The 22160-nt window shown below is 66.2% G+C and carries 19 protein-coding genes and 1 pseudogene; 12 read left to right on the plus strand and 8 right to left on the minus strand.

What is annotated here, in order from left to right:
• Positions 1–127: 127 nt before the first annotated feature.
• From AB4Y32_RS14205 to AB4Y32_RS14225, 5 genes are all read left to right on the plus strand, one after another.
• Positions 128–634 (plus strand): CreA family protein, encoded by a 507-nt coding sequence (locus AB4Y32_RS14205; protein ID WP_368721934.1) that lies wholly within the window; start codon positions 128–130, stop codon positions 632–634.
• Positions 635–693: 59 nt separating this feature from the next.
• Complete coding sequence (locus AB4Y32_RS14210) at positions 694–1521, plus strand: AraC family transcriptional regulator (RefSeq protein WP_368721935.1); 828 nt, start codon at positions 694–696, stop codon at positions 1519–1521.
• Positions 1522–1786: 265 nt separating this feature from the next.
• A complete protein-coding gene (locus tag AB4Y32_RS14215) occupies positions 1787–2485 on the plus strand; it encodes an AzlC family ABC transporter permease (RefSeq protein ID WP_368722128.1) in 699 nt (232 codons plus the stop codon).
• On the plus strand, positions 2482–2805 hold the full coding sequence (locus AB4Y32_RS14220) for an AzlD domain-containing protein (protein ID WP_368721936.1): 324 nt from the start codon (positions 2482–2484) through the stop codon (positions 2803–2805). The genes AB4Y32_RS14215 and AB4Y32_RS14220 overlap by 4 nt, the downstream gene beginning before the upstream one ends.
• A gap of 227 nt (positions 2806–3032) precedes the next feature.
• The gene (locus AB4Y32_RS14225; protein WP_368721937.1) at positions 3033–3797 is read left to right on the plus strand and encodes a DUF4088 family protein; all 765 of its coding nucleotides are present in this window, start codon (positions 3033–3035) and stop codon (positions 3795–3797) included.
• A gap of 95 nt (positions 3798–3892) precedes the next feature.
• Here AB4Y32_RS14225 and AB4Y32_RS14230 read toward each other — a convergent pair whose 3' ends face one another.
• Positions 3893–6130, minus strand: coding sequence for an ATP-dependent helicase (locus tag AB4Y32_RS14230; protein ID WP_368721938.1), 2238 nt, complete (start codon positions 6128–6130; stop codon positions 3893–3895).
• Between the two features lie 91 nt (positions 6131–6221).
• Positions 6222–6785: a cytotoxic necrotizing factor Rho-activating domain-containing protein gene (locus AB4Y32_RS14235; RefSeq protein ID WP_368721939.1), complete on the minus strand. Its 564-nt coding sequence runs from the start codon at positions 6783–6785 to the stop codon at positions 6222–6224.
• Positions 6786–7350: 565 nt separating this feature from the next.
• On the opposite strand from AB4Y32_RS14235, the gene AB4Y32_RS14240 reads away from it, so the two are divergent.
• Positions 7351–8244 carry a hypothetical protein gene (locus AB4Y32_RS14240; protein WP_368721940.1) on the plus strand — a complete coding sequence of 298 codons (894 nt, stop codon included), beginning with the start codon at positions 7351–7353 and terminating at the stop codon, positions 8242–8244.
• 332 nt (positions 8245–8576) lie between these two features.
• Here the strand turns inward: AB4Y32_RS14240 and AB4Y32_RS14245 are convergent, their stop codons facing one another.
• Positions 8577–9026 carry a hypothetical protein gene (locus AB4Y32_RS14245; protein WP_368721941.1) on the minus strand — a complete coding sequence of 150 codons (450 nt, stop codon included), beginning with the start codon at positions 9024–9026 and terminating at the stop codon, positions 8577–8579.
• 353 nt (positions 9027–9379) lie between these two features.
• Between AB4Y32_RS14245 and AB4Y32_RS14250 the strand changes: the two genes are divergently transcribed.
• A complete protein-coding gene (locus tag AB4Y32_RS14250) occupies positions 9380–9598 on the plus strand; it encodes an RNA-binding S4 domain-containing protein (RefSeq protein ID WP_012400207.1) in 219 nt (72 codons plus the stop codon).
• A gap of 228 nt (positions 9599–9826) precedes the next feature.
• Positions 9827–11230, plus strand: coding sequence for an MATE family efflux transporter (locus AB4Y32_RS14255; RefSeq protein WP_368721942.1), 1404 nt, complete (start codon positions 9827–9829; stop codon positions 11228–11230).
• Between the two features lie 76 nt (positions 11231–11306).
• Here AB4Y32_RS14255 and AB4Y32_RS14260 read toward each other — a convergent pair.
• A pseudogene (locus tag AB4Y32_RS14260) lies at positions 11307–11420 on the minus strand (bile acid:sodium symporter); the annotation flags it as partial.
• Between the two features lie 224 nt (positions 11421–11644).
• Here AB4Y32_RS14260 and AB4Y32_RS14265 point away from each other — a divergent pair.
• Positions 11645–13243 (plus strand): phospholipase D family protein, encoded by a 1599-nt coding sequence (locus AB4Y32_RS14265; protein WP_368722129.1) that lies wholly within the window; start codon positions 11645–11647, stop codon positions 13241–13243.
• A 30-nt stretch (positions 13244–13273) separates the two neighbouring features.
• Positions 13274–14674, plus strand: coding sequence for a class II fumarate hydratase (gene fumC / locus AB4Y32_RS14270; RefSeq protein WP_368721943.1), 1401 nt, complete (start codon positions 13274–13276; stop codon positions 14672–14674).
• A gap of 91 nt (positions 14675–14765) precedes the next feature.
• On the opposite strand, the gene AB4Y32_RS14275 is transcribed toward fumC, so the two are convergent.
• From AB4Y32_RS14275 to AB4Y32_RS14290, 4 genes are all read right to left on the minus strand, one after another.
• Positions 14766–15272, minus strand: coding sequence for an acyl-CoA thioesterase (locus AB4Y32_RS14275; RefSeq protein WP_342938245.1), 507 nt, complete (start codon positions 15270–15272; stop codon positions 14766–14768).
• Between the two features lie 148 nt (positions 15273–15420).
• Positions 15421–16509, minus strand: a complete 1089-nt coding sequence (locus AB4Y32_RS14280) for a GlxA family transcriptional regulator (RefSeq protein WP_368722130.1) — start codon at positions 16507–16509, stop codon at positions 15421–15423.
• Between the two features lie 34 nt (positions 16510–16543).
• The gene (locus AB4Y32_RS14285) at positions 16544–17800 is read right to left on the minus strand and encodes an MFS transporter (protein ID WP_368721944.1); all 1257 of its coding nucleotides are present in this window, start codon (positions 17798–17800) and stop codon (positions 16544–16546) included.
• A gap of 138 nt (positions 17801–17938) precedes the next feature.
• On the minus strand, positions 17939–18079 hold the full coding sequence (locus tag AB4Y32_RS14290; RefSeq protein WP_368721945.1) for a hypothetical protein: 141 nt from the start codon (positions 18077–18079) through the stop codon (positions 17939–17941).
• A gap of 385 nt (positions 18080–18464) precedes the next feature.
• On the opposite strand from AB4Y32_RS14290, the gene AB4Y32_RS14295 reads away from it, so the two are divergent.
• Together AB4Y32_RS14295 and AB4Y32_RS14300 are read left to right on the plus strand one after the other, a co-directional pair.
• Complete coding sequence (locus tag AB4Y32_RS14295; RefSeq protein ID WP_368721946.1) at positions 18465–19178, plus strand: ArsR/SmtB family transcription factor; 714 nt, start codon at positions 18465–18467, stop codon at positions 19176–19178.
• A 151-nt stretch (positions 19179–19329) separates the two neighbouring features.
• Complete coding sequence (locus AB4Y32_RS14300) at positions 19330–22059, plus strand: DUF6600 domain-containing protein (protein WP_439899786.1); 2730 nt, start codon at positions 19330–19332, stop codon at positions 22057–22059.
• Positions 22060–22160: the final 101 nt, after the last annotated feature.

Raw genomic sequence — 22160 nt, forward strand, 5'->3', positions numbered from 1 at the left:
GACGACCGACGGAGCCGATGTCCGTCGCTCGGGCGCTTACGGCCACGGTCAGCACACGCAACCAGGTTACGATGACGCACTCACGGGCAATCGCCCCGACTGCCTTCACATTTCTTCCGGTCACCTGATGAAAATCGCTCCGCACTGCGCACGAGCCGCGCGCGCCGTCGTCTTCGCCACGTCCGCTGCTTTCGCCACATTCGCGTCTGTGCCGCTCGCGCACGCGGAGGAAGTCGCCAGCGTCAACACGAACTTTCATATCACCGGCTCGGACCGCGTGGTCGTCGAAGCCTATGACGATCCCGCCGTGCAGGGCGTCACCTGCTATGTGTCGCGAGCGCGAACGGGCGGCATCAAAGGGACGCTGGGCATCGCCGAAGATCCGACCGAGGCATCGATTGCGTGCCGTCAGGTCGGTGCCGTCAAGATCCCCGAACCGCTGCGGCAACAAGCCGACGTGTTCACGGAACGGATGTCGCTGATCTTCAAGACGCTGCACGTGGTACGGGTCGTCGACACGAAGCGCAACACGCTCGTCTATCTGACCTACAGCGACCGCGTCACGACGGGCAGCGCGAAAAACAGCGTGACAGCCGTGCCGATGCCCGCCGGCACGACGATCCCCGTCCGCTGACGCAGCGGACCGCGGCACGCGATGCGCGGTAAACTGGCAGGTCCACCCGGACATCGATCATGACTTCGACCCGCTTCCGCGATAACGCCCGCTACTGGCGCACGCCGCTTTTGCCCGGCGCGGACCTGCTCACGGCCGAATATCACGATCACGAGTTCACACCGCACTGGCACGATGCGTACACGATCCCCGTCATCGAAGCGGGCGCGGAGACCTATCGGTATCAAGGCTCGCATTACGTCGCCGAGGCGGGCAGCGTGCCCGTGATCAATCCGGGCGAAGTGCACACCGGCTCGCGTGCAATCGACGAAGGCTGGCGTTACCGCGTGCTGTACGCGCCCGTCGACTTCATCCATGCGCTCGCCGAAGACGTCGCGGGCCGCGCGCAGGCACTGCCGTGGTTCGACGCCGACGTGATCCGCGATCCGGACCTTGCCGTTCGGCTCGCTCGCGCGCACCGGTTGCTCGAATCGAACGACGATCCCCTCGCCGCGGAAACGGCGATGCTCGACGCGCTGTCGACGCTGCTCGTCCGCTACGGCCGCACCCGCGCAGACATTCCGCCACCCACCGCCGCCGATACCCGCGTCGCCACGATGAAGGAACAGTTGACGGGCGATCTTGCCGCGCCGCTCAAGCTCGTGGAACTGGCCGATGCTGTCGGCCTGTCGCCGTTTCACGCGGCCCGCCTCTTCACGCGTGCGACGGGGCTGCCGCCGCACGCGTGGCGCAATCAGATCCGTTTGCAGCGCTCGCTGGCGCCGTTGCGCGCGGGCGCGTTGGTGGCCGACGTCGCGGCGGCGAGCGGCTTCACCGATCAAAGTCACTTCACGCGCCATTTTCGCCGCATGTTCGGCGTGCCGCCGGGCCGCTGGCAGTCGTCCTGATACCCGCACATGCGCGAGCGCAAGGCGCGAACGCGCGAAGGTCGACTCGCATCGCTAGAATCCCGCGCGACAACCACGCATCCGCAAGCGACTCGCGAACCAGGCGAAACGCGCGCCACGAACGCAAGCCCGAACACACGCGCAAACGCAAACTCAAGCGCAAGAACGTACAAGCCGGCCCGCCCCTCGCGCGGCTATGCTCGGCCGTATCGAGGAGAAAAGATTGACTCACCCAGCACAACCCACTCACCGGCTCAATGAGCTGATGGCGGGCGCGCGCGACACGATTCCGATGATCGTCGGTGCGGCGCCGTTCGGCGTCATCTTCGGCACGCTCGTCGCATCCGGCCCGCTGCATCTGTGGCACGGCCAACTGATGTCGCTGATCGTATTCGCCGGCTCGGCGCAGTTCATCGCGCTCGGTCTGATTGCGGGCCATGCGAGCTACGCCGTCGTCTGGGCGACGACGCTCGTCGTGAACGCCCGCCACGTCCTCTACAGCGCGACGCTCGCGCCGTATGTGTCGCATCTGCCGTCGCGCTGGCGCTGGGCGCTAGGCGGCCTGCTCACCGACGAAGTGTTCGCCGTCGCGTGGGCGCATTACCGGCTGCATCCGCCCGGCTCGGTCGGGCCGTACTACTTCCTGGGCTCGGGCCTGTCGATGTACGTCAACTGGCAGATCTGGACGATCGTCGGCCTGCTGTTCGGCGCGGCGTTCCCCGGCCTGCAGTCGCTCGGGCTGGACTTCGCGATGGTCGCGACGTTCATCGCGATCGTCGTGCCGCAACTCGTCGCCGTGCGTTATCTGGCTGCGGCAGCCACGGCCGGCGCGCTTGCGTTCTTCTGGCAGGGCTGGCCGTACAAGCTCGGCCTGCTGGGCGCCGTATTCGCGGGCGTCACGGTCGGCGTGCTGCTGTCGCTGCCGGCGCTGCAGCGCACCCGTACGGCGGAGGCGTCGCAATGAATTACGTGCTTCTGATTCTCGGCATGGCCGTCATCACATGGCTGATCCGCGCAGCCGTGTTCGTGCTCGGCGACCGCATCGTGTTTCCGCCGCTCGTGCGCACCGCGCTCGGCTTCGTGCCCGTCACCGTGCTGACGGCGATCATCGTGCCGATGGCCGTCTCGCCGCATGGTGCGGAAGCCGAATTGACCTGGCGCAACCCGCAGCTCGTCGGCGCGCTCGCCGCCGTCGCCGTCAGCGCGCTCACGCGCCGGCCGCTGCTGACCATCGCCGTCGGCCTCGCCGCGTTCTTCCTGTGGCAGGGCGTCGTCCTGAAGTGACCTCGTCGCCGTACGCGCGCCGTTTGCCCGGACGATGCGCGCCCTCAAGTTCCCTTTCAATCCGCCGATAAACACTCGTGGCCCGCGAGCCAGGCTGCGTCCGCCGACGCACAACCGGCACGCCAGGCCGAACCGCGCCGGACATCGGTGCCGCCAGCGCACGGGGGCGGCGGCACAGGGACGAACGCCTCGACGGCGCCCGCGCGGTCGACGAAACGGGATAAGAAATGGGTCAGATTACCCTTCACATCAAGGACGAAACGCTCGCATCCTTGCGAAAGGATTTCGAGGCGTTCGTGCGGGTCTCGCTCAAGCTGGACCCGCAGTTCGCGACGCCGTCGTTCGAGGATTTTCTGCGCGCCAAGCTCCTCGACAACATGGTGCCGCTGACCGAGCACGCCGTGCAGCGGATGCTGCAGGGCGGCCAGTACGCATGGGCCAAACGCACGCTGGACAAGGAGTTTCCGGACGTCGTCGCGATCCTGATGAAGCAGGCGAACGAGTTCGGTTTCGGCTTTGCTGCGCGTTCCGAATGGACGCCGGAGGAACTGGCCAAGCAGAGCCGCGAATGGGCGGCCGCGATCGTCAAGGAAGCGGATGGCGCGCCTGCGCTGATCGATCCGCTTGCCGCGCAGATCAAGTCGGCGGCACAGGATATCCAGGCGCTCGAGGAAGTGATGCAGACGCCCGCGTGGCGACTTGCCGAATCGCTGCGTCAGCGGGTCTACGAGGCGAAGGTCGCGTGCGAGACGAGCGTCGGCAGCGCGGCGCGCGAAAAGCTCGGCGAACTGCGCGGCCTGTTGCGCCTGGGCATTTCGCACGGTTCGTTCCAGAAGCAGGAAGCGCAGCAGATCATGGAGTACCTGCGGCTTCTGAAGCCGGAAATTTTCGTCGAAGAGCCGTACGACGTATTCACGCGGCTTGCGGCGTGGCTGCGCAACTTCTTCATGCCGCCGCCGAGGCCGCAGCAACAACAGCGGCAGTCACGCTAGGCGGCATTTGCGCGGCGGTCTTCACGGCATATTCAATTGCGGCACCGCTTGGGCACCGCGCGCGCCATCTACGCTTCACCCGCATCGCGGCAAGCTCAGTCCCACATCTTTCTGAGCTTCGCCGCGATTTCTATTTTGGCCTGCGCGGCGGCCGCGAGCCCCGCGGGCGTCGGCGCCGCCGCGACGGGCACGGGCGGCCACGCATGCGAGTCGAACAGCGGCAACAGATGCGGCGCAATGAAGCGCGTGCGCGGCGCCCACACATGCCGGTCGCCGAGATGCGTCTGGTTGTGAACGTAGAACCGTTGCGGCATCACGATGTGCAGGTCTTCCTTCGCGCGCGTCATCGCGACGTACAGCAGGCGCCGCTCCTCGTCGATTTCCTCTTCGCTGCCCGTGCCGAGATCGGACGGAATGCAGCCGTCGACGCCATTGAGCACGAACACGTTGCGCCACTCCTGCCCTTTCGCCGAATGGATGGTGGACAGGATCAGGTAATCCTCGTCGATCAGCGGAACGCCGGACTCGTCGCTCGTGGCGTCGGGCGGATCGAGCGTCAACTCGGTCAGGAAGCGCTCGCGCGACGCGTAGGTGCCCGCGATGCTTTCCATCTGCACGAGATCGGCCTGGCGAACCGACGCGTCCTCGTGATTGCGTTCGAGATGCGGCTCGTACCAGCGGCGCACCATCTCGAACTCGGCGGGCCACGGCGTCTGCCGTGCGCACACTGACGACATCAGCGCGACGAACGGATGCCAGTCTTCGAGCGCGCGCGCCGGCGGCGCGAAGGCGGCGAGCGCATTGGCCGTGCAATGCGACACGCCGTGCGCGGCATCCAGCGCGCCGCCCGAGCCGGACGAGTCGGCGCGCGAGGCGATGTCGTCGAGCACGCGCGCGGCCGTCGCGGGCCCGACGCCGGGCAGCAACTGCACGACGCGAAAACCGGCGACGCGGTCGCGCGGATTCTCAGCCCAGCGCAGCACGGCCAGCACGTCCTTCACATGGACGGAATCGAGAAACTTAAGGCCACCGAACTTCACGAAGGGAATATTGCGCCGCGTCAGCTCGATTTCGAGCGCGGCGCTGTGATGCGCGGCGCGAAACAGCACCGCCTGCGCCTTCAGCTTCATGCCCGCCTCGCGCGCCGCCAGCACCTGCTCGACGATGTAGCGCGCCTGGTCGGCTTCGTCGGCGACGGTGACGAGATGCGGGCGCTGCGCCGACGCCTTGTCGGTCCACAGATTCTTCGTGTAGCGCTCGCTGGCAAGGCCGATCACCGCATTCGACGCTTCGAGGATCGGCTGCGTCGAACGGTAGTTGCGTTCCAGCGTGACCTGCTTCGCGGGCGGATCGAAGTGCGCCGGGAAATCGAGGATGTTGCGCACGGTCGCGCCGCGAAACGAATAGATCGATTGCGCGTCGTCGCCGACCACGGTCAGCCCACGCCCATCGGGCTTCAGCGCGAGCAGGATCGACGCCTGCAGCCGGTTGGTGTCCTGATACTCGTCGACGAGCACGTGATCGAAGCGGCCGGACAGATCGGCGGCAATCGCGGGCTCCGCCGCCATGTGCGACCAGTAGAGCAGCAGGTCGTCGTAGTCGAGCACGCTCTGCTTCTGCTTCGCGTCGACATAGGCGGCAAAGAGAGCGCGCAAATCGGCTTCCCACTCGCGGCACCAAGGGAACGCGCCATTGAGCACATCGGCCAGCGAAGCGCCCGTGTTGACGACGCGCGAATAGATCGCGAAGCACGCCGACTTCGACGGAAAGCGCTTTTCCTTCGCCGAGAAGCCGAGCTCGTGACGCACGAGATTCATCAGATCGGCGGAATCTTCACGGTCGTTGATCGTGAAGGTTGGCGACAGGCCGATCAGATCCGCGTACTCGCGCAACAGCCGAGCGCCGACGCTATGGAACGTGCCCGACCATGTCAACCCCTGCGCCAGCGCCGCGCGCGTGCCGAGGGCCGCGCCGGCGATGCGCGTGACGCGCCGGGTCATTTCGAGCGCGGCGCGGCGCGAAAACGTGAGCAGCAGAATGCGGCGTGGATCGGCACCCTTCACGACAAGATTCGCGACGCGATGCGCGAGCGTATTGGTCTTGCCCGAACCCGCGCCCGCGATGACGAGGAGTGCACCGGCTGGCCGTGCGATGTCGTCCGTGCCGTATTCGACGGCTTCTCGCTGGGCGTCGTTGAGCTTCGCCAGCCAGTCGATGGCGGCCGCCGGCTCGGGCGAGCCTGTCGCGGCTGACGGCGATGAAGACAGGGAATCGGCGACGGAAAGCACGATTGGCGGGTCGGGAAGTGAAGGCGACGCATACTGTATATCCATACAACCCGCGAGGACAAGCGCCCCATTTTCGACGTCACATCCCTGAAAGCCAGCCAACCGCTACCAGCAGTTTCGGGCAATTCCGATCGTGTCAGGCGCCCCTCGCATCCGGTACGGAATATGTGCTCGATTGGCCGCTGTCCATTTTGTACCTGGCCTTGATTCCATCTCCCGACGATATCGAATCGGATAGCGTCCCCTTTTCCACCCAGACGTGCACGACGACATTCCCGTTCATATCCTTTGTGATGACCGCTTCTGCGGTACCCACCGTGGCCTTGCCCGGGTCCCGCTCGAAATAGTTGAATGCCGTGCTCTGGTTCGCGGAATTGCCTGGCGTTCCGGGCTCCAGAATCTCGGATCTGTCACTGTAGACAATCACTGAAAACGGATATTGCTGACCCACAGCAACGAGGTCGTTGCCGCCGGCGACGGGACGTACCGGCACTGGCTGATCGGGGCGCATTGCATTATGAGCTGTCACGATAGACGCTGCGCCATCGGTGTTCGTCCGCCAGTGTGGGTCTGGAGTGCTGGTGCCAGCGTGGTAAGCGTAAAACCCCTGCTGGTTGGCCGCCATCACCACCGTGCATCCGGACAGCATGCCGCCCGTCACAATGACCGTCCCGCCGGGCGGAATTTTTGAGAACGGCACCTCGATCGCCCCAACGCCTTTTGCGGCCGTTATCGATCTTTATCACCTGAACCGTGTCTGAAAGTGACCTGCCCTTTTTGTCCCAGTAGTTCCCCGTGGACAACCGCGATCTGCTGTCGCGCGAGGTCACGTCAGGAGACGTCCCAACCGTCAGGACTTCGCGCCGGTTCTCGTATGGAACGTCGCTCGCAGCCTGGGGTTCCGTCATCTGGACGTCCCCGTCGCTCCTGAAGTACTGAAACGGAACCCGCGCAGCATTTATCCGCTGCTGATCCTCGGCCTGGCCGCTGGCTGGCCTAAGATTGATTGGCCCGTTTCCCCTCATTTTTTTGACCTCGCGCCGGCCGAGCCACGCCGCGGGCTCACTGGACCCAACGGTCCCGCTGGCGCCGGCACCGGACGAACCAGCTTGTTGCGGGCCTGGCAGGCGAGGCGGCTTTGTCGGACCCAGCGGATAGCCCGTGCGGCCGTCGGGAATCCGTCCCGGAGGATGGAAGTGCCGCGGCCTCTTGTGCCGCGGCGTTTTCGGTGTTCCCGTAGCGGGCGGCAAAGCTGGTGTGTTTCCATGCTTTCTCGGCGGCGCGCTGGGCCGCAGATTCAACACTTCCAGCATTTCCCTCGCCAATGCTTCTGTCAGCGGCTTTCCCTCGAGGGTCTCTCCGAGCGCACCGAAGGTGACGCCCGCAGCCCGCATGCGCACGCCTCCGGGCGTCAATGCGGTGATCTGGTCGACGATACCGGCGTACCGTTCGACGACGGCTGCCTCTTCACCCGTCAGCGCCTCGCCCCGATTCAGCTTCTTTGTCAGATCCATCGCACTACTGATAAACGAGGCGAAGGGCTTTTTGAAAGCCTCCGACGCTATTTCAGCCACCTCTGGCGCCGTATAGTCCGTCCTGACCCGGACGTCGCCGATGTATTGAAACTGCACGTCATCATTACCGGGAGCGGGATCGATCAGCATTTGCTGCAATTTTGGATCGATGCGCGCAAAGTAATCGATCAGGATGCCAAACCGTCTGAGTGCAGAAACCTCGTCAGCCGTGAGCCGTTTGCCCTCGCGCAATTTGGCCTCGATCCCGAGAACGGCATCGCCGAATTGGCGAAAGCCTTCGGTGAGCAACTGCGCGATGCGATTCCGATCGAGGGAAAGCCATGTTCCTCCCTTTATGGAAACGTAAAAGCCGGTTGGTGTTTGCCGCGTGAACACGTCCTGGCCGTGATAGGCAGGCGGCGTCCATCGCCCTCCCTGAACACCATCGGATGGCTGTGTATCCGTCGTCTGCGACGTGCTTCCTTGATCATGACCGGTCGGTTCACGCGGCGGTGCGCGATGCTGGCGTCGGCGCTTATGGCGCAGGAATGCGTCATGAGCGCTACCCTCGCCCGCCTCCGGCAGCGTTCCGCTGCCAACGCCAGGAGCCGGCGAACGGGCGTGTCCGGACTGGGACCCCAGTAGCACCGGCACGCCGTCCTCTGCGTTCATCGACAACTGATCGCCCTCATCCCCTGACACATAAGATACGTTGTGAAACTGTCCGCTTATCCGCATGATGCCCCCTTAACGGAAGGCGAGTTCCATACTCGCCCGTTGCAGGTTCAGCTTACGGAACACGTTCCGACCATGGTAATGCGCGATCAACACACGGAATCGGCGGAGCAGCCGGCCGCTACCGGCCGCTACCCGCCGCTGACGACGGCGCCTGCTGGTCCGACCGTACTGGAATCGGGCGCGCCTCGTCGGCTCTGCGCGCCGCGCGCCGCCTGCTTGCGCGCAGAGCCGCCCGACCGTCAGTTATGCGCCTCGCCCGACGCCGCCGCGCCCGCCGACTGACCCTGCATCTCGGACTTCAGTTCGTTCGATGCAGCCGCCCGATCGGCCTTTTTGTTCAACCGGGCGTTGCGGACCTGGTTCGTGTACTCGTCCTTGGCGGCCTTTTGCTGCTCCTTCATCTGCGCCTTCGACGTCTTCTTCTGCGCGCGATATTCGGCGTTCGCCTCGGCGTCCGCGTTGCGCTTCTGGACGAGCGGGTCCGTCGAACCCGGCGCGGTCAGATTCTGCGGCGCGGGCGACGGCATCTGGACGCCTTGCGCAGCGGGGGCCTCGGCGGGCGCCTGCGTCTGGACCTGGGCCTGGCCGGACAGGCCAGCAGCCGGTTGAGCAGGCGTCTGGGCGAATGCGGCCGTCGACGCAAACGCAGTCAGGGCGGTACCGATCAGGAGCGTACGGAGCTGGGTCATGGTTATCCTCTCTGAGGGTTGTCAGTGTCGGCATGCGGACGTCGTGTGGCTGCCAGTCGGCGGCGACGCGCCCGCGCTGTTCGCCCATTGCAAAATGCAGCAGGCTATTCCACAGACCGGGCCTTCGCGAGTGAAGTTCGCCACGAAAGCAGGCTGTTACCCAACGTTTCATTTCCTGACAACGTAATAACATCTGCTTGCACTTGCCCGGTCCGACGTCACGCGCTCGCTTCGGGGCGCCGTGCGCAACGCAATGGCTTATCATGCGAAGCGCTTTTCCACGCGCTTTTTCCCCTCGTTTTTCCACGCGCTTTTTCCACCATTTCGCCGACGCCCCGTCCATCGCAACCGATATGCCCAACCTCGATTTCACACTGACCGGCGATTACGTCGAACTCCACAACCTGCTGAAGATCACTGGCCTCGCAGACAGCGGCGGATCGGCGAAGGTGATCGTCGCGTCGGGCGCCGTCACCGTCGACGGGCAGGTCGAAACGCGCAAGACCTGCAAAATCCGCGCGGGCCAGGTCGTGCTGCTCGGCGATACGCGGATCGCTGTCCACGAGGGATGACGCTCGCATGCGTCGTCCGCGAGGCCGCATGAGCGTGCAGCCCGCATGCAGGCGCTCCACAACCGCACCAAAAATGTGCCTGTTGATCGACAGCGCCGCGTTCCCGCAATAAGCTGTCCGCTTGCACAGAAAAAATATCCCGCGCGCGCTTCACCCGTTCAATCCGCCTGATCCGGCCGACCGGTTTGGCGCGCGTTTCGCGCTTTCGCGCATCCTGCACCCGGAACCATGAATCCAACCGGAATCTCCCGCGCGCTCAGCGGGCCGCCCACGCTTTCGCGCCACGCCGCCGATACGGCGCGCCTTGCCGCTCCGCTCGCCATCGCGCAGCTTTCGCAGATGGCGATGAGCGTCACCGATACCGTCCTTCTCGGCTCGCTCGGCCCCGATGCGCTCGCGGCGGGCGGCCTCGGCGCGAACCTGTTTTTCGTCGTCGTGACGCTGCTGCAAGGCGTGCTGACCTCCGTCAGCGTGAGCGTGTCCCATGCGCGCGGCGCGCAGGCCGAGCACCGCGTGCCGCACATCTACTGGACGGGCTTTCTGCTGTCGCTGCTGCTGACGGTGCCCGCGTTCGTGCTGCTGTCGTTCGCCGCGCCCATCCTGATGGCCTTCGGCGAGCCAGCGCTGCTCGCGCACAACGTCGGCGAATACTGCGCGGTGCTGCGCTGGGGCGCGCCCGGCAGTCTGATCGGCATCGGCCTGATGCGCTCGTTCCTGCCTGCGATCGGCGCGGCGCGGCGGCTGTTGTGGGTGTCGATCGGCGGCGTGTTCGTGAACGCGTTCCTGAACTACGGGCTGATCCATGGCGCTTACGGGCTGCCGCGCCTCGGCTTCCTCGGCTCGGCGGGCGCGACGACGATTACCGTGTGGCTCACCGCGCTCACGCTGATGGGGCTGCTGCATCTGCGCCCGCGCTTCCGGCATTTCGTGACGGCCACGCGCCCCGACGTGCCGCTGATGGGCGAACTGTTCGGCATCGGCTGGCCGGTGGCGATCACATACGGCGTCGAATCGACGCTGTTTCTCGCGACGGGCCTGATGGTCGGCCTGCTCGGCGAGTCACAGCTGGCGGCGCACCAGATCGCGCTGAACGTCGCGTCGGTCGCGTTCATGGTGCCGCTCGCGATCGGCCAGGCGGCGAACGTGCGCGTCGGCTTCTGGTCGGGCGCCGGGCAGCCGCTTGCCGCGCGCCATGCGGGCTTCGTCGCGCTCGGGCTGGGCGTGGGTTTCATGAGCCTGTCCGGCTTGCTGCTGATCACGGCGCCGCACTTCATCGTCGGGCTGTATCTGCATCTCGACGATCCCGCCAACGCGCCGACCGTCGCGCTCGCGAGTTCCCTGCTGGGCGTGGCCGCCATTTTCCAGATCGTCGACGGCATGCAGACGGTCGGCTCCGGCTGTCTGCGCGGGTTGAAGGACACGCGCATTCCGATGATCGCGGCCGCGTTCGGCTATTGGGGAATCGGCTTCCCGACGGGCTATACGCTCGCGTTTCACTTCGGGCTCGGCGCGCGCGGCCTGTGGTGGGGACTCGCGGCCGGGCTCGCCAGCGTCGCGCTGCTGATGACGCTGCGCTTTCACAAGATGAGCCGGCACGCAATGAACCGTCGCGAGCCTGCGTCGGCGGACTGAGCGCGGACGCTGAGACGTCGCGCGCCATGCGAGCGCGCGCACGCATTTTTCGCGACGCGCCTTCTCGCGGCAGCTCAATTGCGACGAGCGTCGACAGCGCGCTGATCGTGACCGACGGCGCGACGTCGCCGCACGCCAGATAGATCATCACGTTCGATGCGGTGCCGACCAGTACCTTCCCCGCTGCAAGCCACCGCGCGCAAACCAGGCACGCGCGTTGCGTATCCGTTACCGACCCTCATTACGGTTTCCTCGTAGAATATTTTCAGGCGGAACCGACGACGCCACGACGACCATCCGTGCCGATCAAGTGGAGGAACAAGCGTGTCGGCCCATAACACCAACGACGCAGCCGCATTGCAGCATTACGAAGAGCAACCTGGTACCCGCATCCCGCGCAACGCGCCACGCCCGATGCCGATACGCGCGGTCGCGCTCATGGTCGCGGCAACGCTGCTGGCCGCCTGTGCGACGCGCCCGCCCGTCGCCGCATTCGATCGCCCCGTCACGCACGCATTGCCCGCGACGGAACGCACGCCGCTCTCGATGGCGCTCGCGGCGCCCGAGCGCGCGCATCCGGGGCAGTCGGGCTTTCGCGTGCTGTCCAACGGCACGGAAGCGCTGCAGCTGCGCATCGCGCTCGCGCGCGCGGCGACGAAGACGCTCGACATGCAGTACTACATCGCCGAAGAAGACACGACGGGCAAACTGCTGCTCGCCGCCGCGCTCTATGCGGCGGATCACGGCGTGCGCGTGCGGATGCTGGTCGACGATCTGAACTTCAAGGACATCGATCGCGTGATGGCCGCGCTGAACACGCACGACAACATCGAGATCCGCGTGTTCAATCCGTTCGGCAGCGCGCAAGCGAGCTTCTATCAGCGCAGCGAGAACTTCTTCACGGAGGTCGGCGCGTTCACGCGGCGCATGCACAACAAGGCGATGATCGCCGACAACCAGATCGCGATCGTCGGCGGGCGCAATCTCGGCGACGAATACTTCAGCGCGAGTCCGACACTGCAGTTCCGCGATATCGACGTGCTCGCCACCGGCCCGATCACGGCCGATATCTCCGCGAGCTTCGACAGGTTCTGGAACGACACCAGCTCGTATCCGCTGCGCGCGTTGAACAAGCAGAAGTTCGATCCGCACGATCTCGACCAGATGCGCGACGAATTGCGCGCGCACTGGCGCACGAACGCGGACCCGTACAACGCGAAACCGCTGAACGCGACGCCGCTCGCGTCGCAGATCGCCAGTGGCGAACTCGGGCTCACCTGGGCGCCCGCCGAATTCAAAGTCGATGTGCCTGAAAAAATGCGGTTGCCCGTCGATCAGTACAAGAGCCCGCCAATAATGCGCCTCGTCGAATTGATGCGCGACGCGCAAAAGGAATTCCTCGTCACGTCGCCGTATTTCGTGCCGCACCAGGCGGGCGTCGATGCGCTCGGCAAGCTCGTGCAGCGCGGCGTGACCGTCAAGGTGCTGACGAATTCGCTCGCGGCAACCGACGCCGTCGCCGTGCAGGCCGGCTATAGCCCGTATCGCGTGCCGCTGCTCGAACATGGCGTGCAGTTGTACGAGTTCAAGCCGACACAAGGCGAGGACACGCAGGAGACGGGCCTCTTCGGCTCGCGTTCGAAAGCCAGTCTGCACGCGAAGTCCTACGTGATCGATCGCAAGACGCTCGTGATCGGCTCGTTGAATCTCGATCCGCGTTCCGCGCATCTAAATACGGAGCTTGCGCTCGTGATCCACAGCGCGCCAATCGCCGAAGACGTCGCGCGGCTCTTCGACCGCGCGACGTCGCCCGCCGTGAGCTATCGCGTGACGCTCGCGACGCCGGCGGAACTGGCCACGCTTAAGGCTTCGGCGACGCCGCAATCGCAGCTCGTCTGGACCGACGAGGAGAACGGCCTGATTCACCAATACAACCTCGATCCCGGCGCGGGCTTTTACCGCAATGCGCTGACGGGTCTATTCTTGTTGCTGCCAGTCGATGAGCAGTTGTGACGCCCATCCAATCACCAAGCGGAGTACAACATGACTGAAGATGTACGCATGGAACGCGATACGTTCGGCGAAATCGCCGTGCCGGGCGCGAAGCTGTGGGGTGCGCAAACGCAGCGCTCGCTGCAGAACTTCAAGATCTCGACGGAGAAGCAGTCGCCCGAGCTGATCACGGCGCTTGCCATCATCAAGCGCGCCGCCGCCGAAGTGAACCTGGGCCTCGGCGTGCTCGACGCGACCAAGGCGAAAGCGATCATGGCCGCCGCCGACGAGATCGTCGAAGGCAGGCACACCGACGAATTTCCGCTCGCCGTCTGGCAAACGGGCTCCGGCACGCAGAGCAACATGAATCTCAACGAGGTCATCGCGAACCGCGCGAGCGAGTTGATGGGCGGCGAGCGCGGCGAAGCGCGCCTCGTGCATCCGAACGATGACGTGAATCGCGGGCAATCGTCGAACGACGTGTTTCCGACGGCGATGCACGTGGCGGCTGCTATCGGCATCGCGAAACATCTGCTCCCCGCGCTGAAGACGCTGCGCGATACGCTCGACAACAAAGCGAAAGCGTTCGCCGACGTCGTCAAGATCGGCCGCACGCATTTGCAGGACGCGACGCCGCTCACGCTTGGCCAGGAATTCTCAGGCTATGTCGCGCAGCTCGACCAGTGCGCGAAGCACATCGAATCGGCGTTGCCGCATCTGTATGAACTCGCGCAGGGCGGCACGGCCGTCGGCACGGGGCTGAACGCGCATCCGCAGTTCGCGGACCAGGTCGCGGCGGCGATCGGCAAGCTGACGGGCCTGCCCTTCGTGTCCGCGCCGAACAAGTTCGAGGTGATGGCGGCCGCCGATGCGCTCGTGTTCGCGCACGGCGCGCTGAAGACGCTCGCGGCGAGCATGATGAAGATCGCGAACGACATCCGCTGGCTCGCTAGCGGCCCACGCTGCGGTCTCGGCGAACTGTCGATTCCCGAAAACGAGCCGGGCAGTTCGATCATGCCGGGCAAGGTGAACCCGACTCAATCCGAAGCGGTGACGATGCTGTGCTGCCAGGTGTTCGGCAACGATGTGGCCGTCAACATGGGCGGTGCGAGCGGCAACTTCGAGCTGAACGTGTTCCGGCCGATGATCGCGCACAACGTGCTGCAATCGGTTCGCCTGCTTGCCGACGGCATGCACAGCTTCAACGACAACTGCGCGGTCGGCATCGAGCCGAACCGCGAGCGAATCGACCAGTTGCTCAACGAATCGCTGATGCTCGTGACGGCGCTCAATCCGCACATCGGCTACGACAAGGCCGCGCAGATCGCGAAGAAAGCGCACAAGGAAGGCACGACGCTGAAGGCCGCGGCGCTCGCGCTCGGTCATCTGACGGAGCAGCAGTTCGACGAATGGGTGCGGCCGCACGACATGGCCGGCGACACGAAGCGTTAAAGCGCTTCGTTAAAGCCCTTCTCTGCCGCCCTTAACCGCAAGCCCGCGATGCTCTCTTCGCGAACGCGAAGAGAGCATCCGGCGCGGCGCGTCAGACCTTGCCCTGCGCGACTTCCTCGGGCTTCAGATCGACGATCGCATCGAGCGCGGCCTTCACGTCCATCGCGTACTTCGCGAGACGCTTCTGCTCGTCGGTTTGCGGCACGAACGACGGCACGGGCACGGGCGTCCCGTTCTCGTTGACGGCGACCATCACGACGAGACAATCGGTGGTTTGCAACAGCTCGCCGCCTTTCGGATCGCCCGCGTGCACCGACACATGGATGTGCATGCTGGTGCGCCCCGTCGCGACGACGCGCGCGCGCAGCTCGACCAGATTGCCGACGTGAATCGGCCGGCGAAAACGGATATTGCCGACGCTGACCGTCACGCAATAGCGGCCCGACCAGACAGCGGCGCACGCATACGCGGTTTCGTCGATCCATTTCATCAGCGCGCCGCCGTGCACCTTGCCGCCGAAATTGACCGACGTCGGCTCGGCGAGGAATCGGAACGTGGTTTCTGAACGATCCAGCGGCGCTGCGGAAGGCGTGCTCATCTTGACTCCGGTCAAACAAACTATCGAAAGGAGCCGATTATACGAGCGCAATAAGGCGACCGCTGTGCTATCCGGCGCTGCGTATGGCGTGGGCGGACGCAACATTGCTTTGCATCGTGCGTAAGCATGCCGGGCGTGCCGCCGCAACTCAGCGCAGCGCCGACGAAAAACGCTCGCGGTAATCGAGCGGCAGCACGCCGAAGCTGCGCATGAACGCGCGCCGCAAGTTCTGCTCGCTGCCGAAGCCGCAATCCAGCGCGATCCGCTTCAGTGGCCGGCGCGATTCGGCAAGCGCCCTCGACGCCGCTTCGAGCCGCAACGCGGAAACGGTCTTGGCGGGCGTGCGGCCCACTTCGTCGACGTAGCGGCGCGCGAAGGTGCGCGGACTCATGCGCGCCTCTTCCGCGAGGCGCTCGACGGACAGGTCGCCGTTCAGGTTCGACGCGATCCAGCCGTGCAAGCCGTCGAACGCGCCGCCCGCCGACGCCTGAGCCGCCAGCGCCGCGCTGTACTGCGATTGCCCGCCCGGTCGCTTGACGAACACGACGAGCCGCCGCGCGACCTGCATCGCGACGTGATGCCCGTAATCCTCCTGAATCAGCGCCAGCGCGAGATCGATGCCCGCCGTCACGCCCGCCGACGTCCACACGGCCCGGCCGCCACCGCCCGGCAACGGCTCGCGGATGAAGATCGGCTCGGCGTCGACGCGCACGCGCGGAAAGCGCTCGGCGAGGCGAACGGCATCGCGCCAGTGCGTCGTCGCGCGGCGCCCGTCGAGCACGCCCGCCGCGGCCAGATAGAACGCGCCCGTGCACACCGAGCACACGCGCCTCGCCTGCGGCGCGCGCCGCGCGAGCCAGTCGATCAGCGCCGGCTGCAGTGAGCGGCCGTCGTCGACGGGAATGCCGGGAATGATCAGCGTGTCGATCGGCTCGTCGTCGAGCGCGTCGAGGCGCTGCGTGACGACGGGCAAGCCGGGAAACGTGTCGAGCTCGCCGCCGTCGATCGATGCTACCGTCGTGCGATACGCGACGCGCTCGCGCGATCCAGGCAACACGCGCAGTGCGTCCCGCACCGTCAGCTCGGCGCGATGAAACGCTTCGAGCGGGCCGCTCGCGTCGAGCAGCACGAGTTCGGGCGCAACGGCGAACACGACGTGGCGAACCTGCGGCGCGAGCGCGTCGTGTTCCGGGGCGCGGATTTCTTCGTGATCGGTAGCGTTCGAAGCGTCGCTCATCGTGTCGTCCTTGTTCATGGGTAAAGGAATCCGTTCACATGCCCGACGCCGGCAGCGGCGAACGTCTTTGCGACCACGCGAAGGCCAGCGTCGCCAGCGCGGCGAGCGCGAGGAACGGAAAAATCGCCGCGTTGATGGCCGTCCAGCCAAAATGCGCGAGCATCTGGCCCGCGCACAGCGAGCCGAGCGCCGAGAACGCGAAAGTGGTGAACTCGCTCGTCGCCTGAGTCTTCGCGCGCTCGGACGGCCGGTACGATTGCGCGAGCAGCGTCGTGCCGCCGACGAACATCAGGTTCCAGCCGACGCCCAGGCACGCGAGCGCCACGTAGAAATGCGGCAGATCAGTCGAGCGAAGCGCGAGCACGCCGCACAGCGCCGACAGCACGATGCCTGCGCCGATCATGCGCAGCACGCCGAAGCGCGCGATCAGGCGCGCCGAGAAGAGCGACGGCGCAAACATGCCGACCAGATGCCACTGGATGATCTGCGCGCCATCGCCGATGGTGTGCCCGCACGCGACGGCGGCGATCGGCGTCGCCGTCATCACGAACATCATCACCGCATAGCCGAGCGCGTTGTTCGCGAGCGCGGCCACGAAAATCGGTTGCCGGACGATCATGCGCCAGGGCCTTGCGGGCTCTCGCCGCGCGGCGACGTCCGCATGCGGCGCGGCATCGCGATACAGCGCGGCGACGAGCGCCATCGACAGCAGTGCGAGCACTGTCACCAGCGCATACGAGCCGGCAAACGCGACGGGCGCGAGCCAGTCCTTGCTCCACGCGGCCAGAGCCGGACCGAGCACGGCCGCGACGACGCCGCCCGTCAGCACGGTCGAGATCGCGCGGCTCTTGGCGTCGGCGGAAACGGCGTCTGCGGCGGCGAGCCGGTAGTACTGCGCGAAGGCCTGGAACACGCCGACGGTGGCCGTGCCCACGCAGAACGCCCAGAAACTGTGGTGAAAGATCGCGTACACGGAAACCGCGCCGCCCGCCGCGCCGATGCCCGCGCCGAACATGAAGCCCGCGCGCCGGCCGACGCGCGCCATCAGGAACGACGCGCATACGGTCGTCAGCGCGGCGGCGACGGTGATCAGCGAGAACGGCAGCGTGGCGAGCGACTTGTCGTCGGCAAGCGTGTAGCCGACGAGGCCCGTCAGCGTCAGATCGATCGACACCGACGACGTGTAGAGTGCCTGGCAGACGGCCAGCACACGCGCGGCGCGGCGGCCATGTGGATCGGCGCGGCCCGTGGCGCGGCTGCGGACATCGGAAGCGGCAGAAGGTGACGGCATCGGTGGCCTCGCGGCGGGGTGACGATGCGCACATCGTCACATCGGCCGCCTTTGCAGAATGGCCAATGATGCATCAATTTCTGCCACGCCGCGCGCGCGATCATCGGCGCGCTTTTAGCGATCGCGCCGCCGGAGACGTCAGTTGTGGACGGTGACGCCTTTGTCGATCGTGCCGTACATCGTGATGCTGCCGGATCCCGCCGACGACGGACCCGCCCCGCGCTGCGCGCATGCGCTGCACAGAACGACGGCCGCGACCACGGAGAAGAGAATTTTCATGACTGCGTCGTTCGCTCGAAAACTGGAGAAAGCGCTCCGATTCTAGCCTGGCCGCGTTTACGCCCGCAGATCGACAGGGCGCGGCGGCGCACGCGACAGTTCACGACACACTGAAACATCGAATGCGCATCGCGGGTAGAGTGAACGCATGACCCGATTGGCTACGACAGATTTGCATTGGCTCGAATAAGCGCTAACTCTGGTCCACCGATTTGCGTGCGACCTGTGTCAGCGCCAAAGGACAACTCAGGTAGACAGCTTTTCATGGGACCCGGGCAAGTGCTCTGCATGGGGCTGGCGTAACTGCTAAAGCACTAACTGCAGCCGACAGCCAAAGCGCTATCTCGAGTCGACCGCTTTGCATGGGACCAGACAGGAGATCCACATGGCCGCACTGCTTCCTTCCGAACCGAATCATTTTCCGGGCCTGAGCCGCATCGGCGCACTGCTTGCCGACCCGGGCCGCGCCGCGATGCTGTGGGCGCTGATGGACGGCACCGCGCGTCCCGCAGGCGAACTGACGCTGATCGCGGGGCTTTCGCCATCGGCGGCAAGTGCGCACCTCGCAAGGCTGACCGACGGCGGACTGCTCGCGCTCGAAGTGCGCGGGCGGCATCGCTATTTCCGCATTGCGTCGGCGGAGGTCGCCGCCACCATCGAAGCGCTCGCCAACGTCGCCGAAGCCACTGTTCCGCAGCGCCCCGTGCCGCGTCCGGCGCGCACGGTGCCCGTCGATATGCGCTACGCGCGCACCTGCTACGACCACATGGCGGGCGAACTGGCCGTGCGCGTCTACGAGCGGCTCGTGGGCGGCGACCTGCTGACCGTCCACGGCGATTCGCTCGACGCGACGCCGGAAGGCGCAGCGCTCCTCGGCGATTGGGGTATCGACGTCACGCGGCAGCGCACGCGCCGCCGGCGCTTTGCATGCACTTGCCCGGACTGGAGTGAGCGCAGGCCGCATCTGGGCGGCGCACTCGGCGCGGCGCTGCTCGAGTCGTGGTCGTCGAAAGGCTGGGTCGAGCGCACCGAGCGGCCGCGTATCCTGCGCGTGACACCCGCCGGCCATCGTTATTTCGACGCGTTTTTGACCCATTGACGACCGATTTGTCTGACAAGTGATTGGACGGGACAACTTTTGTTACAGCGCCGCCGAACTGGCTTACAAATGAGACCGCCTTGAAACAGGCGCCACGGGTAGAGTGATTTCGCAGGGTGCCGCGCCGCGCGCGCCCGATGGAGCGACAACCATGAAAAAATTCACCACGCCCGACCGCACCTTCGGAAGCGCCGACGATCCGACGCGCCACGCGATGCACCGTTCGTCTCTCGTCGCGCTCGCCGTCGCGGGCGCGTTGGCGACGCTCGCCATGCAGACAGCGTGGGCGCAGGAAGCGCCGCCGCCCGCGAACGTCGCACAGTACGCACCGCAATCTGCGCCGCAGTCGGCGCCGGATAGCGACCCGCCCGGACGCGTCGCGCGCCTGAACTACATGGCAGGCACGGTCACGACCGAGCCTGCGGGCGCGTCCGACTGGTCGTATGCGCAGGTCAACCGGCCGCTCACGACGGGCGACCAGCTGTGGAACGACATAAACGCGCGCTCGGAACTGCATATCGGCTCGACGGCCGTGCGCATGGGCCAGCAAACCAGCCTCGACATCCTCAATCTCGACGACAACAGCACGCAGCTGAAGGTCGCGCAAGGCACGCTGTCGACGCACGTGCGCGCAATCGCGCCCGGCTCGTCGTATGAGATCGACACGCCGAATCTGGCGCTGGGCGTCAATGGGCCCGGCGACTACCGCGTCGACGTCGCACCCGACGGCACCAGCACGACAGTCACGGTCCGTAGAGGCAGCGCGACCGTGTACGGCGACAACGGCCAGGTACCCGTCGCCGCCGGACAGCAGATCACCTTCGCGAGCACGAACCTGCAGCAGATGGCCGATAACGGCACGCCCGGCGCCGATCCGTTCGATCAGTGGGCGGCCAGCCGCGACGCCGCCGAGGACCGCTCGGTTTCGGCGCGCTATGTATCGCGCGAAATGCCCGGCTATCAGGACCTGGACGCAAACGGCACGTGGCGCAGCTCGCCGCAATACGGCGAGGTATGGATACCGGATCAGGAGCCACAGGGTTGGGCGCCTTATCGCGACGGCCACTGGGTCTGGCAGGCGCCGTGGGGCTGGACGTGGGTCGACGACGCGCCGTGGGGCTTCGCGCCTTACCACTACGGCCGCTGGGCCTACGTCGACGATGCGTGGGCGTGGGTGCCGGGGCACGTCGTCGTCAGCGAGCCGCCCGCGTATGCGCCCGCTCTCGTTGCGTTCGTCGGCGATGGCGGCGGCAGTGACTGGAACGTGAATCTCGCGATCGGCGGCGTCGCGGCGGCGGGGGTCGCGTGGTTCGCGCTCGGCCCCGACGAGCCGTGGCATCCGCACTGGGGCCGCGATCACGACTGGAGCCCGCGCTATTACGAGCGCGTGAACAACACGGTCATCGTCAACAACCGCGTCGATATCCATAACAACGTCCGCAACACGTACGTCAACTACCGCGCGCCGGGCGCCGTCACGGGGATGCCCGCAACGGCATTCGTCCACGGACAGCCGACGAACCATTTCGGACAGCGCGTCGATCCCGCGCAGTGGCGCAATGCGCGCTTCAACGCGGGCGCGCCGAATCTCGCGCCCGTCAGACAGAGCTTCGGACCGGGAATGCGCAACGCCGCCTACCGGCCGCCAGCGAACGTGATGGCGCGGCCCGTCGTCGGCACGCGCAATCCGGGCGTGCCCGCGGCCTTCCACGACAGGCTCGCGCAGAACTTCGCGCAAGGCGGACACGGACGCGTGGCGGGCGCGGGCGAACCGATGGTGAGAACCTCGGTGCCCGCTCACTTCGGCGGACAGACGCTGAATGGCAACGGCCCCGTTGCGAACGTGCGAGTGGTGCGCTCGCACGTACCGGGGCAGATGCCCGGCGCCATGCCGGGCGCGCCCGTCGCCGGTGCAGGTGCGCCGGGCGGCCAGCGGCCGGGTGGCGAGCCGCAGATGAACGAACAACAGCACGTCGGGCCGGGCCAGCCGGGGCGCGGCGGTGCGCCGGGGCCGATGGCTGGCCAACAAGCCGGGCGGCCCGGACAGTTTGAACACTCCGGTCAGCCAGGCAATGGCGTGCCGCGTCCTCCGCAATTCGCGGGCTTCCGTCCGATGAACGGCATGCAGCCTCAACCGGGCCAGCCGGCCGGCGCGCAGCGTCAGGATCTGGCTGCGGCCCAGCCGCCCGCGTGGACGCAGCATCATGTGCCGATGGCCCAGCGTGGGAACCCGCAGTCCGGCGCAGCGCAGCCGCAAGGCCCGGCGATGCAGCAGAACAGTCAAGCGTTACAGCAACACGAACGGGTGCCCCGCCCGGCGAACGGTTTCGCCGGCGCCGCGCCGGATCAGCCTCAGCACGGACCGGAGATGCACACGCAGCCGGCACCGGCTCCGACGCAACAGGCGCAGCAGCAGGGACGTGAGGCGTTTCATCCCCAGCCGCAGCCTCAGCAACAGGCACGTCAGGAGTTCCATCCGCAGCCTCAGCAACAGGCACGTCAGGAGTTCCATCCGCAGCCTCAGCCGAGACCGGAATTTCACCCGCAACCGCAGCCACAACAGCAGGCGCGCCAGGAGTTCCGTCCTCAGCCTCAGCCGAGACCGGAATTTCACCCGCAACCGCAGCCACAACAGCAGGCGCGTCAGGAGTTCCGTCCTCAGCCTCAGCCGAGACCGGAATTTCACCCGCAGCCTCAGCCGCAACAGCAGGCGCGTCAGGAGTTCCATCCGCAGCCTCAGCCGCAACCCCAGCCGCGCCCGGAATTCCACCCACCGCAGCAGGCGCAGCAACCGCATCCACAGCCTCAACCCCAGCCTCAGTCGCATCAGGAACAGCGCGCGACGGGCGGCGGAGGCCACGAAGAGCACCATCGCGGGTGAGTCCCGGTACGCACGCCGCGCCACAAACGAAAAACGCCCACCGCGATCGCGATGGGCGTTTCCACATCACATCAGGGATACCGTGCGCCGGAAGACCCGCT

Origin of the sequence: Paraburkholderia phymatum (genome assembly GCF_040965635.1) — a bacterium.
Classification (GTDB): domain Bacteria; phylum Pseudomonadota; class Gammaproteobacteria; order Burkholderiales; family Burkholderiaceae; genus Paraburkholderia; species Paraburkholderia phymatum_B.